We start from the raw sequence: 16,278 nt of genomic DNA on the forward strand, positions 1-16,278 counted from the left end.
GGTAGATAATTAAGGATATTAAAGATTAAATTCTGATTTTGTAATCCGATTTGTAACTAACAAAAATTATTATTCTTTGTATAATTCCTGCAAGCCATAATAAGTAATCCCTTTCTCTTTTAAAGGATTCGTACTCCATTCTTCCCACTGGCAGGTATAGGGGTTGTAACCGCATTTTAGAGGAGCTGAATAAATATCATCTGGCGTTTCAATAAATGCTCTACAATCGGTGCAGATATGTCGAAATTCGCAGTCTTGACATTTCATGATTTGATCCTTGGTTATACTCCAGTATTTTCTAAAATCTGGATTATCAACAACTTCTTTTAAAGTTACATCTCGAATATTTCCATAACTTTCTTTCATCGACGGACAGTTCTTGATATTTCCTTCTGTATCTATTGCTATTTTTCGGTTTAAACACGTATTCGAATTTAAGGATTCAGTATAATGCATAACATTGATTGAAAATTGCTCCAACTGAACTAAACCACAATGTAAATTGCTTGTAATATTCTTATCCGTTAATACCGCAGTTCCGGAGAAATCATCAGGTTGTAGTATTTTACATTCATCTGCTGAAGTAATAATTAAATTTCTCACCTTACGATTGAATTCTAAAAAATGTACTATATTTTTTTCGTCTCTTAAATAATTATTCATCGGAAGAACTATTTCCAGAGATTTAATTTGATTTTCATTTATTAATGCTAAAACTACATCCAATTCATCTAGTTCGATTTTGGAAAAAAAACGCAACTGAATATGGTTGCAGCAAAGCGCTTCAAGCTGCAAGAAGAATTGCTCGTTAAGAAATTCGATAGAACCATTACTATCTATTAAGCAATTTGTAATATGGGCAGGAAAACGCCATTCTTCAGACATCTTGGGAAAAAATTCTAATTCATCACTATCGCAATAAAACCCCAATTCATTATCAACTAAAAAATTTATATATTCATCCAATATTGGTAAATATTTTTTTTCGATAATTTCCTTTGTTTTTATCACATTAATGGCATTTACCTCTCGATCTATGAGGTCATAAAGTGACAATGGAGCAAAGAAAATTTGTTCTCTCTGTATATCTACAATAGCTACTCTGCTACTGCCTTTTGTAATAGTACAACAACTGAATATTTTAATATACATTTCTATCTTAATTTTACTATTCTGGAAATAGGTTTGTAAAATTTATTTGTGCTCAGGTCAATGGAATTGTATTTCCCAAAAGACACTACTCTAATGTTATTCTCTATTTCTTTTTTTTCAAGAACATTAATATCCCAATAGTCAATATTAAGTGGCAGTAGCTCTTTATTGTCTTTTATCCATTCTTTTATTTCATTAATTATTTTATTTTCATCCATAATTCATCAAATCTTCTGCAATTTCTTTGCTAATTGGATAGTTACAATTTTTTTCCAGCCACTGGTACTGTCCTATTGGGTTAACTTCCAAAAAGACATATTCATTATCTGTAGAGTAGATTAAATCCAAAGAACCTGTTTCTAAGCCTATGCTATTCATAAATACACTAATCTTCCGCTCTATATGCTTTGGTAAATTATAAGGTACAATTCTGTTAGGCAACTCTTTATCAAAATTTCTAAAATCAATTTTAGTTTTTTCATTTTGTTGCGAAAAAATTGCCATTGGGTAAAACTTGCCCTTTAAATAAAATACTCTCAACTCATATTTTTTTTCAATATATTGTTGAAATAATGCTGGTGTGCAGTTTTCTATGTTTTGGTTTCTAATGCTTTCCGGAGTAATAATCGCAGTTGCTAAAGTCAAAAAGCAATTGAATCCTGGGTAATTTTCAATATTCATTGTATCAATGTCTATAGCTTTGGTAATGATCTTTGAAGGACATGAGGCGATAAATTCATTTAATTTTTTCATTTGCCCAGTCACAATGGTTTTAGGAACCTTTAAACCTGAACGCACAGCCAGTACCAACATTTGTATCTTATCAATTCTATTATCAGAATACTTACCTAGACTGTTCTTTCCACTTGTCAAATCCACTTTTGCATAGGCAGAATTGATCTCTTTACTTAAAGGCACACTAAGTTTTTGAGCGAAATAAGTTAGTTTTTTTAATTCCTTTTTTGAAGCACAAAGATTGCCCCTTCGGTACCAATACGAGCTTACCTCTTCAAGATCCAATTGAGTGTTTTCGAAGCTAAATACAACTTTCTCATCAATAGTAATACTTTCCACTACAAAGGAATCATTTAACCGTAAGACTGGATTTCCCTGGGAAAAATACAACCAATCCAAAACGTCATTGGTTGAAATGTCATTACGCGTACTTTGTATAACTATCATTCTTTTATAACCAATGTTTGATTTATCGAATAAATACAAAGAAATGGATCTAAAAAGCAATAATCGCCTCTATAATATAGCTCATTTTTAGTATGATAAGCAACTTTACGCATATAATCTTGTATTGGCTCTAGATAAATTTCTGCTCTTTTTTTATTGATAGCATCCAGTTCTTCTTGGGTAATTGGGTCGTAAGGAACACCTACCTGATATTCACTACCCTGATAGAAAAAACCCATTGCAAATCTTCTGGCATCATAGATTCCTTTTTTTACATTTTCAAGACCAATACTATATATTTTTTCATCTGGAAGTCCACTGCAATGCCAAAGCATCATATCAAAATTTCCTACATTGGTAGCTTGAATTACACCTTCCTCTAGTACTCCTACTTTTTTGTAACTTGGAAAACCATAAGTATCAATAAAAGCATATAATTGTTCTCGTACTTTTCGATCACAATTTAAAAGATCATCATCAGGACCATTATTTCTACAATCCTGATCCATCTGAAAGATTGCATCCATCTTTTTTGCTAATATTGGCATTTCACTTTTCATTACCTTCTCATGAATATCTTTATAATCTTTTGTAACAAAGTCAATATAGGGATTTGGCTTAGGGTCAGAATGTAAAAAGTATTTAATGAATTTTCCCTTATCCTGGCCGAGTGCTGCAAGATCATTAAAGTATTCTATAGATTTAATGGTATCTTTCATAAAATAAGAAACGGCAAACGCGTTAAATTTATCGGAAGGAAAAGAATAACCTGTGCTAAAAGCCTTTTCATATTTTCTTTTTGCCTCTGGTAGATTATTATCAATTATCGAAAGTTCAGCCAAATTTACGGTGTAATAATAATCCCTCAATAAATTCTCACTTTGCCCATAGGAACTTAAAATCTGTAATAGACAGCACGTCAATAAGAAAAATCTCATCATAATATATTTATAATATGGAATGATACTTAATGACTTAAGTACCATTCCAAAATTTAAAAAATAGACTAAACTATAGTAGTCCACTTACCATCCATACCTTGCAGTTCTAAACATTTATACTCTCCAGTTTCCATGTCTTGTGTGAATTTATCTGCTTTAATATAATACTTAACTCCTTTATAAACAAATAACCTCGGTTGGCCCTCACGAACTTGTTCGCTCGTTCCTTCTCGATCTACACCACCTGCAACATTTTTTAATTGTTCTTTAGTAAGTGGCTCAAATCTTGCAGAATTTAATGCTTCTAATTGCATAATTAATAAATTAAAATTGGTTGATTAATCCCTTTAACGCGCATGGGCCTAGCGTCTCCTTTATTTCATTTTTCCTTTGGTCTAATAAAAGGTAAGACCGCAATTTATCGCGACTAAATATTGTTATACTGGTTAAATATTTCACTAAAAAACAAACAAAACACCATCATTATAATGATAATGATAGCAATTCAATTAAAATTTAAAAGTATTTTTACGATAATACTGGGCCGAATGTAAAAAGAAAACCCATACAGATAATTACTACAAATACAGAATTAACAAATGAGATAGCAGAACCCTCATCTATGTTAATTATTTTAACAATTACAAAAATCCTTGCTTAATTACCTCTTTTACAAGGTTGCTGTCATCAATTACTCCAAAGATTTTCTTAAGGTCTACAATGCGCCTTTGAATCGTGCTTGCAGCTAGTGGTATTACTTCTTCTAGTTCTTTAACTCTATAGCCTTTAGCCAAGTAAAAAAGAATTTGTCTGTTGGTGTCTTCCACCATTAGCTCCTTTTTCCAGATTTCACTAACATATTCTTTAACCAGTACACTTTGATACAGGTTACCTTCTAAAACATGACAAACAATATTAGTAAAGCTTGAGGTAGTTACATCCGTTTTTATAGCGATTCCTTCAGGTTTAATTTTCCTAATTATGTCATAAACCAAAAGCTTCTGCGTATGTGATGTTATAATTATGATTTTGCAGTTTTCAAAATATCTTCTAATAAGGTTAGCCAAGTCAGCTCCTGATAAAATATTTTTCTCTTGATAAATTGGTAAAGAATAATCGAGAATCGCTAAATCAAAAAACAGTTCATGTTTTAATTTAGCATATTCAATCGCCATAAAACCCTCTTTGCAGTTGTATGCTTTTGTAACAACAAGAGGCTTGTATGATGCAAAATCTTGTAGAAGTACATTTTCATATAATTCTACATTCATGGGATGATCATCTACAATAAGAATGTTCATTATTCAAATTTTGATGTTTTAATTAGTTTAAAATTTCATCAGTAGAACATATCGCTTTTCTTTTATTATATCCTGTACTACCTATAAAAATTGATTTCACTAAAAGTTTTTCTTTTAAATTCTAACAGGAATTAGCTGCTTAGCACTTAAAAATCAAAATTAAATATTTATCAATATAAATAAATATATAACTGTATTTTTACTAAAAAAACATTATTTTACACTATTTATGTTAATTTTAACACACATAATATTAATTTAAGAATATCAATTTTTTTAAATAATCGTATTCTATTTCTAATCGAATTATCAGTAATTACTTAACAAAAGGAAAAATTTAATTTGTTTTAGAATGATCTTTCAAACTCAAAAAAAATTGAATTTTAATTAAAAATGAGGGAAAAGTGATTTTGGGCAAGGTATAGAGTCGCGTATTTTTTTCATAAAAATTGTTTAAAACAGTCAGAAACTAATACTTTTGCGCCCCATAATTTAAAACATTATTTAATGAAAGATTTAATCGAAAAAATCAACGCGGAAATCGAAACATTTAAAACTGAATCGGATTCACTAATTGAGAAAGGTGTAAAAGCTGCCGGAGCAAGAGCTCGTAAGTCAACTTTAGAGTTGGAGAAACTTTTAAAAGAATTTAGAAAAGTTTCTATAGAAGAATCTAAGAAGTAGCTTTTGGATGTAATAAAACCTCGTTTATTTTTAAACGAGGTTTATTCTTTATTATAAAAAATTAAACGATTTAACCTGTACTCCATAGTTAACAACTAAATCATTTTCCTAGTTAATTTAGCTTTTTATCATCATTGAGATACTTCCAAAATTTATTAAAGCTAAAGCCTAATCCACTAAAATTCGGCTCGAGAATTATTGAATGAGCAATTGCGCCACGAAATCCCTTCTTTTTTTCACTAGTTATTTTAAAGTTGTCCAAATCTTGACCTTGCTTAATTTTAGAGAAAATAGTTTGTATTAACGTAATTACTTCAGGTGAGTCCTTGCAATGTTTTTTTAGTGGAAATAATACAAGTTTTAAATTCTCCTCTACTTCCTCATTTTCAGAAACAGATGCTCTTTTTCGAAATATTGCAGGATGTCGATTTGTAACTAGTATTGCAGGTAACAACTGATCCTCATCAGCATTATCTCCATTTATACTATGCCAAGATAAAACCTCGTCACTAAAATGAACTCCAGAATCAGTTTTCATAATTACTACAGCATTCTTTTGTTCTGAAGCAAACGCGGCCATTCTACCAAAATTTTTAATTAAGATATCACTCAAAGGTTCTTGCCAACCATAGTCAAGCAAGTATATGTAATAATCCCTATGATGTTCTTCGGGAATCCCTTCTAAACTATGCACCATTAATCCCATTTCTATTTCCTTTATTTTGTAACTCTTATTTATAAACTTTTTTGTTTAAAAAATGATGCCGTAGCACCTTTAACTTTTAATTTTATAAATCAAACACAAACAATTCCTTAATATCAACATTTAATTCATTTGCGATACTAAACAATGTTTCAATCTTCGGATTAGTTTGTCCTCTTTCAATTTTTCCTATATGATTTTTTGCAAGTCCTGTTCTCAATCCTAATTCTTCTTGTGAAATAGGTTTACCTGTATCTTTATTAATACATTGATTCCTTAGATACATAATCCTTTGGCCTAGTTGTATTCTCTTATTTTTATAGCCATTTCCTTCCATATGATAAAAATCGTCTTAAAAAAAAAGAAAAAAGGCAATCTATAGATTGCTTTTATAAAAATTTGTCGTACATTTGATATTAATAATTAAATTTGCGATTCTTCACATAAAATATTTGAAGCATTCGCTTTGAATCTCGTTTTCAAAAAACTGGTACTTTTTTAAACGCACGAGATGATAAGTATGATGCTCACGTCAAATGGCGTGGGCTCACTTATTCGTGCGTGGGTATACCAGTGCCTTGAAAACGGATAAGCTGAGTTCCGCGCCTCTTTTTTTGAGACTATTTCTCAGCTTTTCAAAGCCTTCAATGTTTGAAAGTTCGCACCCGTTGTTTAATCCTTAATCGGTTTGCTTATGGTGTAGTTTCTTTATTTCATTTTTATAATGCCTGACCCTAGTCGTTGGTAGTCCTGCTTGAGTTAGTTTAGGGATGGGTCAGGTTATTATACTGCACAGTAGGATTCTTTTATGACAAATGATAAAAGAGAAAATGCAATTCGATTTAAATACCCAATTGATTTAGTTTTTAAACCTTATAAACATAAATACCTTACGCCTATGGCAAACTAATTAACAAGAAAAAGCCTTCTATTCTCGTGGTGGAATACTAGTATAGAAGGCAAAAGAAAACCAAACTTTCGTTCAATTTTAATCTTATCTAAAACTATGAAAAATCTTTCATTCAACAAAGGAAAACCTTACGGTTTATACTTTTTTCTTTTTGCATTATTTCTCTGGTATCCCATGGAAGCTAATGCAAATTCAGCAAAGCTTATCCAAAACCCAATCACAGGTGTTGTGACAGACGCTCTTGGACCTATGCCGGGAGTAACAATAAGTGTAAAAGGATCAGCAGTATCCACCACAACCGATCAGGATGGTCGTTATACCATCAATGCTATTACTTCGAACATTCTTGTCTTTTCCTATATCGGTTATAAAACGGTAGAAATCCCAGTTGGTTCTCAGTCGACAATTAATTTGCGAATGCAAGAAGACGCCACCACACTTAAGGAAGTAACCATCAATGCCGGGTATTATTCTGTAAAAGATAGTGAGCGCACCGGCAGCATTGTAAAACTATCCTCCAAAGACATCGAAAAACAACCTGTCTCTAATGTCCTTGCCGCTATGCAAGGAAGAATGGCGGGGGTGAATATTATTCAGAACTCAGGGATGCCCGGTGGTAGTTTTGAGATAGAAATCCGTGGGCAGAACAGTCTTAGACTCGATGGTAATAGTCCTCTTTATATTATTGACGGTGTTCCTTATTCCTCACAGTCTATCGGGAGTTCTTATACATCGGGTAATATGCCTGCACAGAACAGCCCGCTTAACAGTATCAATCCCGGAGATATTGCCAGTGTTGAAGTACTAAAAGATGCCGATGCTACTGCCATTTATGGTTCAAGAGGTGCTAATGGTGTGGTTCTGATCACAACCAAAAAAGGAAAAGAAGGTAAAACTACTTTTAGTACTACGTATTCCAATGGTTATGGACGTGTGGCTCACTTTATGGATCTGATGAATACCTCGCAGTATCTAGCTATGCGCAGGGAAGCTTTCGCTAATGACGGGGTTACAGATTATCCCTCGGATGCTTATGATGTAAACGGTACGTGGGATCAAAACAGAAATACCAACTGGCAGAAAAAACTACTTGGAGGATCAGCCAGCTATACCAATGTTCAGGCTTCGCTATCGGGAGGTTCCGCGCAGACACAATTTCTTTTAAGTGGTAATTACAACAGAGAAAGCACCGTATATCCCGGAGATTTCGATTATATCAAAGCCAACGGACATTTTAGCCTCAATCATGTTTCAACAGATCAGAAGTTCAAGGTAACACTTAGTACAGGCTATACCGCACAGTTCAGCTATCTGCCCTCTGTTGACCTTACCCGCGATGCTATTACCTTAGTGCCTAATGCTCCTGCCCTGTATGACGATAAAGGAAAACTCAATTGGGAAAACAATACTTTTGAAAATCCTTTGGCCAAACTAGAGGGAAAGATTAAAGGAGATACTTATGATTTCTTGGCTAACGTTCTTCTATCTTATGACTTAGGAAAAGGATTTACAGCTAAAACCAGTCTGGGATATACTGACCTTAATCAGGATCAGCTCAATTTACTTCCTTCAACGAGTTACAATCCTTCTTACGGATTAGGAAGTGAAGTCTCTGCCGTATTTGCCAATACGGTCAACCGAAGCTCATGGATCATCGAACCTCAACTGGGGTGGAATTACAGTCTTGGCAAAGGAAAAATAGAAGTACTTGCGGGAACTACTTTCCAACAGCAAAAAAGCAATCAGCTTATAAGCGCAGGTGAAGGTTTTGCCAGTAACAGCCTGATTGAAAATCCTGCATCAGCCAATACATATCTGATCTTAAACAGCGATGAAACCCTTTATCGGTATCAGGCTCTTTTTGGACGTATTAATTTAAACTGGCAGGGTAAATACCTTCTTAATTTTACAGGAAGACGTGACGGATCAAGCCGCTTTGGACCCGGCAGGCAGTTTGCGACTTTTGGGGCTGTCGGCGCAGCGTGGGTGTTTAGTTTGGAGGATTTTGTAAAAGAAAAAATACCTTTTTTACGCTTTGGAAAACTACGCGCCAGCTATGGAACCAGCGGTAACGACCAAATTGGCGATTATCAGTATTTAGACACGTATAGTACTTCAGGATACATCTATGGAGGGATTAACGGTTTGACCCCTACCCGCCTTTTCAATCCTGACTTTGGATGGGAAACCAATGAAAAACTCGAAGCGGCTTTGGAACTGGGATTTTTAAATGATCGTATCACCACTACTATTGCATGGTATCGCAATCGCTCGTCGAGTCAATTGGTAGGAATACCACTGGCAGGAACGACGGGTTTTTCCGAACTGCGCGCTAATCTGGATGCTGAAGTTGAAAACAGCGGCATCGAATTTAGTCTTCGTACCGTGAACATTCAAAACAAAGAGTTTAGCTGGATCAGTAGTTTTAATATTACCCGCGCCAAAAATGAACTGCTTTCTTTTCCGGGGCTGGAAGGTTCTTCTTACCGGAATCAATATGTAATTGGACAGCCTGTAAATATTGTAAAAGTATACCAGTACACCGGACTCGATCCAGTTACAGGTAGTTACCAGTTTAAAGATTTTAACGGGGATGGTAAATTCTCTGCCTCGGATGACAAAAAGGTACTCAAAGATCTTAGTCCCGACTATTATGGCGGATTTCAAAATCAGCTTCGTTACGGCAATGTACAACTGGATTTTCTTTTGCAGTTTGTCAAACAGGAAAACTTTAACGAGAATTTCAGGACTTCAATGCCCGGAACCATGGTCAATCAGCATGAAGCTGTTGTTCGTCACTGGCAAAATCTCGGAGATACAGGTCCTTATCAGGCTTACAGCGATAGTAACTCTGATTTTAGGGCAGCCAGTATCCGCTATTCTCAAAGTGATGCCGCTATTAGTGATGCTTCATTTATCCGTCTGAAAAATGTTTCCCTTTCATGGGATCTGCCACAAAAATGGACAAGGAATATTGCCTGCAGACTCAGTCTGCAAGGACAGAACCTACTGACCCTTACTCCTTATAAAGGAATTGACCCTGAGTTTCGCTCTTCAGGATACCTGCCTCCTCTTCGTATGATCACAACAAGTTTACAGGTCACTTTTTAACTTCAAAAATATAATCTTATGAAAAATAGTAAACCACTGCTGTTTTTACTGGCGCTTTGGAGCATTCTTCTAAGCACACTGACTGCCTGTGATAGTTTTACCGAGATAGACCTTCCGTCTTCTCAACTGAATGCCAAAGACGTTTATAAAGACAAAGCCACTGCCAATTCAGCAATGGCTGATATTTACACCAAAATCCGTGAACAGGGGCTTCTCACCGGTATGCCGACGGGACTTTCCAGTCAATTGGGACTTTATACCGATGAATTGAAGTATTATGGCATATCAGGCAGTATTCAGTCCGGATTTTATACCAATTCATTACTGGCTTCCGACAATGAAATTCTGCAATTGTGGAATAACAGCTACAATCAGATTTATGCCGCCAATGCCATCATTGAAGGGCTTGCCGCATCGGATGCTTTGGAAGCAAAAGATAAGGAACAACTCACTGGTGAAGCTTTATTTATCCGAGCATTAATCCACTTTTACCTTTGTAATGTTTTTGGTGATGTGCCTTATATCCGTACCACCGATTACAAGCAGAACAGTATCGTACACCGAATGCCCGAGAATGAAGTGTATCAACTCATCAAAAAGGATTTGCTTGAGACTTCGGATTTACTTGCCCCTCAGTACAATACTCCCGAGAGGATCAGGGTTAATAAATGGGCGGCACAGGCGCTCCTTGCAAGGGTATGTCTTTATTTAAAACAATGGGATGAGGCTTCGGATGCCGCTTCTTCGGTGTTAAATCAATCCGACTTGTATTCTTGGCCTTCCGATCTTAACGACGTATTTCTAAAAGGAAGTCCTACCACCATATGGCAATTGATGCCTTCCACTGACGGAATGAATACTCATGAAGCGGAAACTTTCATTTTCACCCAAGGTCCTCCTCCTTCGCTGGCTATTAGTCAGGATTTGTTTGATGCCTTCAGTAATGACGATCTGCGTAAGACTGTTTGGCTCAAAGCTGTTATCAACGGTACTTCCACTTGGTATCATGCCAACAAATATAAAGAAGCCTTTAATACAGGTACATCGGCCGAGTATTCTGTTATTCTCAGAACAGCCGAACAATATCTTATCAGAGCCGAGGCTCGTGCCCATCAGGGCGATCTCATTGGCGCAAAAGAAGACCTGAACAAAACCAGAAATCTGGCAGGACTGGGCAATACAACTGCCGTAAGCGCGAATGAAATCATCGCGGCAGTTCTTCAGGAACGCCGTTTGGAGTTTTTCACTGAACTGGGACATCGTTTTTTTGACCTGAAAAGAACCGGAAAGCTTGATGCGGTTCTTGCACCTGTAAAACAACAATGGGAAACCACTGATCGTCTGCTTCCTATTCCTGAATCTGAACTTTTACTTAATCCTAATCTAGCTCCGCAAAATGGGGGATATTAAGCCCATATCAGACTACCTAAAGAAGTTTAACCGCTTCTTAATGGGCATGTTATGTTTTGTTGTAACGGCTACCTGCTGGGGGCAGGAAGTTCCTAAACGAAACCTAACAGAGGCTAATTATTCCCTATGGAGCAAACTACTGATCGATAAGTTATCCGATAAAGGACAATGGTCGAGTTACCTTTTGATGTATGAATCTAAAAAAGATACCTTATTTGTAAAAAGTACTAAAGGGAATACTATATATGCTTTTCCTTATGCCAAACAGGGCTTTTTTAATGGGGAATTGCAGTTTGCGTGTATAGCGCATGATACTCTGAACATCGTTGATCTGAACAAAGGCAGTCAAACTAGAATACCGGCTATCGAAGACTTTTCATTTTCCGCTAATCACACCTTTTTATCAGTACTGGTTAAAGATTCCAATGGCGAACTAACGCTTATTGTTCAGGATCTAAAGGGAAACAAAAAACTTGAAATTCCCCGTGTTAGCCAGTGGCATCATGAGCCTCACCGAAACGGACTGCTCTACTGTTCTAAGTCTTCCTCAGGAAATGAAATAGGTTATATAAGCTTCGAAGCAACACTAAAAAGACAGTCTATCCTACAAGGTAGTATTGAGGAGTTTCAGAATTTAAACTGGCGCGGACAAACCATTGCTTTTGTACAATATGATGAGCAGGCTCCACAGCTTTTCAGCTATCACATTCCAAGTGGTAAACTTTCTGTTTTTGATTCGAGAAAAGAGGCTCAATTCCCAAAAGGTATGAAGGTCTCTGACCAAAAACACCAAACCCTTACGATCTCTAAGGATGAGGAGCGTATCTTTTTCTGGATGAGTGAAGATCCCAAAGAACAGCCACTTATAGAGCCTGATGCCGTAGAGATATGGAATACCAAAGACAAGCTGGTTTTCGATCACAAAAAGTATATAGGACAGTACATTCATATGGATAAACTGGCTGTGTGGTCGGTCAAAACCAATACCTTTCTGCCTGTTACCAACAAAGAGCAGCCTAAGGGTTTTCTCAGTGGAGATTACAGGTATGCCTTTGTTTATGATCCAATAGCTTATGAGCCTCAAAGTAGTTTTGATGGTCCTTATGATCTTTATCTGGTGAATCTTCAAACAGGTAAACGAAAAAAAATACTGGAACGCTACTCGGGAGATCACCTCACAATACCATCACCTGATGGACGCTATTTAGCTTATGTTAAAGGGGATCACTGGTGGATATACGATATAAATACTGACATGCATGCCAACATCTCTGTTTCACTTGTTCCACAATTTTTTAAGAATCAGGATAAACCCGGCCAAAAGACACCTTACGGTGTTGCTGGGTGGACGGTACAGGACAATTCTATTGTCCTGTACGATCAGTATGACCTTTGGGAACTATCCTTGGATGGGAAAGACAAAAGAAGGCTTACCAAAGGAAGGGAAAATAATATAACCTATCGTATTAAGAGTGAGATACCTGAACCCATTTACCCTGAAGATCAAATTGTGCCCAAATCCTTATCGCTTTCTTTAGACAAAGGGTTCCTATTGCAAGCCACCAATCAGCTATCAGGAGCCTCGGGATTTTTTAAATGGGATTCTAAAAATCGTGAGCAAAAACTCGTATGGGAATCCAAAAAGACCAATCAGCTTGTCAAAGCTTCTAAGAGCAACAGTTATCTTTATGTGGAACAGAGCTACGAGTGCGCTCCAAAACTGATGTTTTACGAAAAATCATCTAAGGAAATCTTTCAGAGTAACCCTCAGCAGAAGCACTTTTATTGGGGCAAAACAGAAAGGATTTTATTTAAAGTAAATGAAAAAACAATGCAGGGCATTCTATACTATCCTGCAGGGTACAAGACAGGAGTTCAATATCCGATGATTGTAAATATTTATGAAAGACAATTTCAACACTTCAATGACTATATCAATCCGACTTCTCATTCCAGTGATGGCTTTAATGTTACGCGTTTTACCCAGCAGGGTTATTTTGTCCTGCTTCCTGACATGGATTTTGAAATTGGGAATTTAGCTGGGTATATCACTAAAAGTGTACTGGCTGCAGTAGATACCGTAATTGGGAAAGGAGTTGTTGATCCATTAAAAGTAGGTCTTATTGGACATTCCTTTGGAGGTTATGAGACGGATCTCATTATCACACAAACAGGGCGTTTTGCCGCAGCAGTTTCAGGGGCAGCATGGACAGATCTGGTCAGTAGTTATCTTTATGTGGGTACTACCTTTAACAGACCCGATTTTTATCGCGCGGAATACGACCAACTCCGCATCGGCAAATCGCTTTTTGAAGACACAACCCCGTACTTGAAGAATTCTCCTGTCCTGCAAGCCTCTAGTGTTACTACTCCTTTACTGGCATGGACGGGCGGTGAGGATACACATGTACACTATCTGCAAAGTAAGGAGTTTTATATGGCGCTTCGCCGATTGGGGAAAGAGCACATCTTACTGGTTTATCCCCATGAAGGGCATAATCTAACCCAGCGGAAAAACCAAAAAGATCTAAGCTCCCGTATTGATCAGTGGTTCGGACATTATCTTAAAAATGAACCGCCGAAAGACTGGATGAAAAGCGATTTCCAATAAACAAATGATGCCGTTCAGAATTGAACGGCATCAAATTTTTAAATCAAAGTGTCAATTTCAACTACTGTACATTTCTTTTTAAAGGTGTAAGACAGGTTGAAATAGGTTTGGCATAAAGTTGGCTTCCATCAGGAGCAGTGCAATCAAAGTTTCCTGAATTTGAACATTCCTGCACAGCTGCACAAGGAGTTGCACCCGAAACGTGTTTCCATCCCATAATAGGAGCCGCTTCAGCATCGGCTTTATCCAAAGAATTTGTATTCATGGCACTTGTCATGCCAAATGCAACTACTGCCAGAGGCAATACGAACTTAAAAAATTTAGTTTTCATAATTATAAAATTTCATGGTTAACGATCTACTCTTTTTTACAGGTTTTCGATCAAATCCCTGCTATCGGCCAATAGATTTTTGATGTTTTCAATACTGTATTATCTTATTTTCTATAATTCGAAATAATTTTCTCATCGAGATCGTAACGAACAATATGGCTGCCTATTAGAGCTATTAATTTATTGCCCTGGATTATGAAACTTTTTAGCTTTTTACCTTTTATATCATAGATGCAAAAACTAAATAAGTATCGTTTTTGAGCGATATCATACACATCTATTATACTGGCACTTTTCCATATTTTATCATCTTCGTAGTGCCCTGGAATAGCAGAATTCACAAATAACAAATCTTTACTCACCGCACTGCTTTTATTGACAAACAAAGGCGGTTTGGCTAATTTTCTCTGCCCTTTTTCTTTTATTCTAACCACTGTGAGTTTTGCACGTGTTATAGTATCAATGGTATTTCCTCTAAAATCAATTTTTAAATCCCGGTCAGCAACTGTAAATTCGTTACGATAAGCATATAAGAAAACGATTCTTTTAAGCTCAGGGCTATAAAGCAATTGACCATCGGTATCGAATACTCCATCAAATTGCTTTTGCAAAATTTCCGGATTTAGAATTGTTTTTCCTTTATCCAGATCAATTACTCCCAATATACTCTCCCCATTTATAGAAGAGTGTGCCCGCACAGCAACGGCAGTTGAATCAATGGCCTCAGCAGTTGTAAAATAAGCTCCTCCCCTTACTTTTATTCTCGCTTTCCAGTCTTTTGTCTGGCCCCTGTAAAGACAAGGTACTCTTCCATCTAAAACAAAAAAGTATGGTGATTGAACAATAATTTTCACTGCCTGAAAAGGAAGGTCTTTTGGTTCAAGATCAATAACTTTTTTCTCTATCTGTTTTAACTGCTGGTCCAATACTGTGACTAATAAAGGAGCTGTATCATTTCCCAGATATATTTTATCACTGTCAATTCCTGCTATGTAATACGAATTGAGTTTTAGGTTACTGGTATGGATCACCTTAGCCGGCGTATGAGGAAATCTTCGAGTCAGTTTATTATGATAATGGACAATATTTTCAGAGAGTATAAATAGTACAATCACAACTGCTGAACTGAACAGTCCTATTCCTATTAAGATAAAACTAAGTTTCTGTGGTTTAATCCTATCCTTTTCTAAAGGTGTAATCAACCTGTAAAGTATGATTCCGATTACTGCCATCAGAACAAAAATTCCGTTGAAGATTAAATGTTCTGTCCAGCTTAACTTTTCCAAAACCCCTCCACAGGAACAGGGAACAAAACTGGTATAGTGTAATACAATAAAAATATAGACCGTAAACATGACCATCAGACCATAAGAAGCAAAGAGTCCTGTTAAACGAAATCGTGGAATAATCAGCAGCGTACAGATCAAAAGTTCGGTAACTGGTACTAAAATGGAAACCCAATAAGCAAAGGCACTGAGCAAAGGAGACTGTCCCAGTTGTATCCTGAAGTTTTCAAAATCCACCAATTTACTTACCGCCGCGTATACAAACAAAAAGATATAGAGCAGGCAAATTAGTTCTAAAATAATGCTTTTAAGGTTGCTGTTGAATCTCATAACATCAGAATATTAAATAATAAATGAATCCTGTGATACAACACGCATAATACCCAAGACTGGAAAAAGCACATTACTTCACAAATAAAGATTTTGATAAGCTTTTAAGAAACATTTTCAATTCCCGTAAGGTGTAAAAGTTTAGTAGGTTATGATCTGCGGCAAATAGATTGGAATTGAAACCTAAACAAAATTATATCAGATCGATATAGCGTGTATTGTGAAAAACCTGCCAAAACAGATAATTATTATAGAAAATCCTGCTTTCTAGCTTTCGTATCAGCCAAATGATGTCTGGTAAGGCCAAACTATTCCACAAAAAGAGA

General features: G+C 36.1%; 14 protein-coding genes. 4 read left to right on the top strand and 10 right to left on the bottom strand.

Annotated elements, in window-relative coordinates; genetic code table 11:
• Nucleotides 1-69 precede the first annotated feature (69 nt).
• The 6 genes from gwsS to G3A47_RS01310 all read right to left on the bottom strand — a co-directional run bounded on the left by gwsS (nucleotide 70) and on the right by G3A47_RS01310 (nucleotide 4,576).
• A complete protein-coding gene (gwsS, locus tag G3A47_RS01285; protein WP_166919670.1) occupies nucleotides 70-1,152 on the bottom strand; it encodes a grasp-with-spasm system SPASM domain peptide maturase in 1,083 nt (360 codons plus the stop codon).
• A gap of 2 nt (nucleotides 1,153-1,154) precedes the next feature.
• On the bottom strand, nucleotides 1,155-1,370 hold the full coding sequence (locus G3A47_RS01290; protein ID WP_166919672.1) for a hypothetical protein: 216 nt from the start codon (nucleotides 1,368-1,370) through the stop codon (nucleotides 1,155-1,157).
• Nucleotides 1,363-2,334 carry a grasp-with-spasm system ATP-grasp peptide maturase gene (gene gwsG, locus G3A47_RS01295; protein WP_166919674.1) on the bottom strand — a complete coding sequence of 324 codons (972 nt, stop codon included), beginning with the start codon at nucleotides 2,332-2,334 and terminating at the stop codon, nucleotides 1,363-1,365. The genes G3A47_RS01290 and gwsG overlap by 8 nt, the downstream gene beginning before the upstream one ends.
• Nucleotides 2,331-3,320 (bottom strand): hypothetical protein, encoded by a 990-nt coding sequence (locus G3A47_RS01300; protein ID WP_166919676.1) that lies wholly within the window; start codon nucleotides 3,318-3,320, stop codon nucleotides 2,331-2,333. Before G3A47_RS01300 ends, gwsG begins: the two co-directional genes overlap by 4 nt.
• 20 nt (nucleotides 3,321-3,340) lie before the next feature.
• Entirely contained in the window at nucleotides 3,341-3,589 is a 249-nt protein-coding gene (locus tag G3A47_RS01305; protein ID WP_166919678.1) for a hypothetical protein, read from the bottom strand.
• Between the two features lie 327 nt (nucleotides 3,590-3,916).
• Nucleotides 3,917-4,576 (bottom strand): response regulator, encoded by a 660-nt coding sequence (locus tag G3A47_RS01310; RefSeq protein ID WP_166919679.1) that lies wholly within the window; start codon nucleotides 4,574-4,576, stop codon nucleotides 3,917-3,919.
• A 507-nt stretch (nucleotides 4,577-5,083) separates the two neighbouring features.
• Here G3A47_RS01310 and G3A47_RS01315 point away from each other — a divergent pair.
• Nucleotides 5,084-5,260, top strand: coding sequence for a histone H1 (locus tag G3A47_RS01315; RefSeq protein ID WP_128390614.1), 177 nt, complete (start codon nucleotides 5,084-5,086; stop codon nucleotides 5,258-5,260).
• 112 nt (nucleotides 5,261-5,372) lie between these two features.
• Here the strand turns inward: G3A47_RS01315 and G3A47_RS01320 are convergent, their stop codons facing one another.
• Nucleotides 5,373-5,966 (bottom strand): hypothetical protein, encoded by a 594-nt coding sequence (locus G3A47_RS01320; protein ID WP_166919680.1) that lies wholly within the window; start codon nucleotides 5,964-5,966, stop codon nucleotides 5,373-5,375.
• A gap of 82 nt (nucleotides 5,967-6,048) precedes the next feature.
• Nucleotides 6,049-6,300, bottom strand: coding sequence for a helix-turn-helix domain-containing protein (locus G3A47_RS01325; RefSeq protein ID WP_166919681.1), 252 nt, complete (start codon nucleotides 6,298-6,300; stop codon nucleotides 6,049-6,051).
• A 669-nt stretch (nucleotides 6,301-6,969) separates the two neighbouring features.
• On the opposite strand from G3A47_RS01325, the gene G3A47_RS01330 reads away from it, so the two are divergent.
• The 3 genes from G3A47_RS01330 to G3A47_RS01340 all read left to right on the top strand — a co-directional run bounded on the left by G3A47_RS01330 (nucleotide 6,970) and on the right by G3A47_RS01340 (nucleotide 14,005).
• A complete protein-coding gene (locus G3A47_RS01330; protein WP_166919682.1) occupies nucleotides 6,970-9,984 on the top strand; it encodes a SusC/RagA family TonB-linked outer membrane protein in 3,015 nt (1,004 codons plus the stop codon).
• A gap of 222 nt (nucleotides 9,985-10,206) precedes the next feature.
• Nucleotides 10,207-11,394: a RagB/SusD family nutrient uptake outer membrane protein gene (locus tag G3A47_RS01335; protein ID WP_243860366.1), complete on the top strand. Its 1,188-nt coding sequence runs from the start codon at nucleotides 10,207-10,209 to the stop codon at nucleotides 11,392-11,394.
• Between the two features lie 40 nt (nucleotides 11,395-11,434).
• Nucleotides 11,435-14,005 (top strand): S9 family peptidase, encoded by a 2,571-nt coding sequence (locus tag G3A47_RS01340; RefSeq protein ID WP_166919684.1) that lies wholly within the window; start codon nucleotides 11,435-11,437, stop codon nucleotides 14,003-14,005.
• 61 nt (nucleotides 14,006-14,066) lie between these two features.
• Here the strand turns inward: G3A47_RS01340 and G3A47_RS01345 are convergent, their stop codons facing one another.
• Nucleotides 14,067-14,336, bottom strand: a complete 270-nt coding sequence (locus G3A47_RS01345) for a DUF6520 family protein (RefSeq protein WP_166919685.1) — start codon at nucleotides 14,334-14,336, stop codon at nucleotides 14,067-14,069.
• A 104-nt stretch (nucleotides 14,337-14,440) separates the two neighbouring features.
• Nucleotides 14,441-15,952, bottom strand: coding sequence for a MauE/DoxX family redox-associated membrane protein (locus G3A47_RS01350; RefSeq protein WP_166919687.1), 1,512 nt, complete (start codon nucleotides 15,950-15,952; stop codon nucleotides 14,441-14,443).
• Between the last annotated feature and the right edge of the window lie 326 nt (nucleotides 15,953-16,278).

The organism is Flavobacterium poyangense (assembly GCF_011751075.1).
In the GTDB taxonomy this organism is placed as follows: domain Bacteria; phylum Bacteroidota; class Bacteroidia; order Flavobacteriales; family Flavobacteriaceae; genus Flavobacterium; species Flavobacterium poyangense.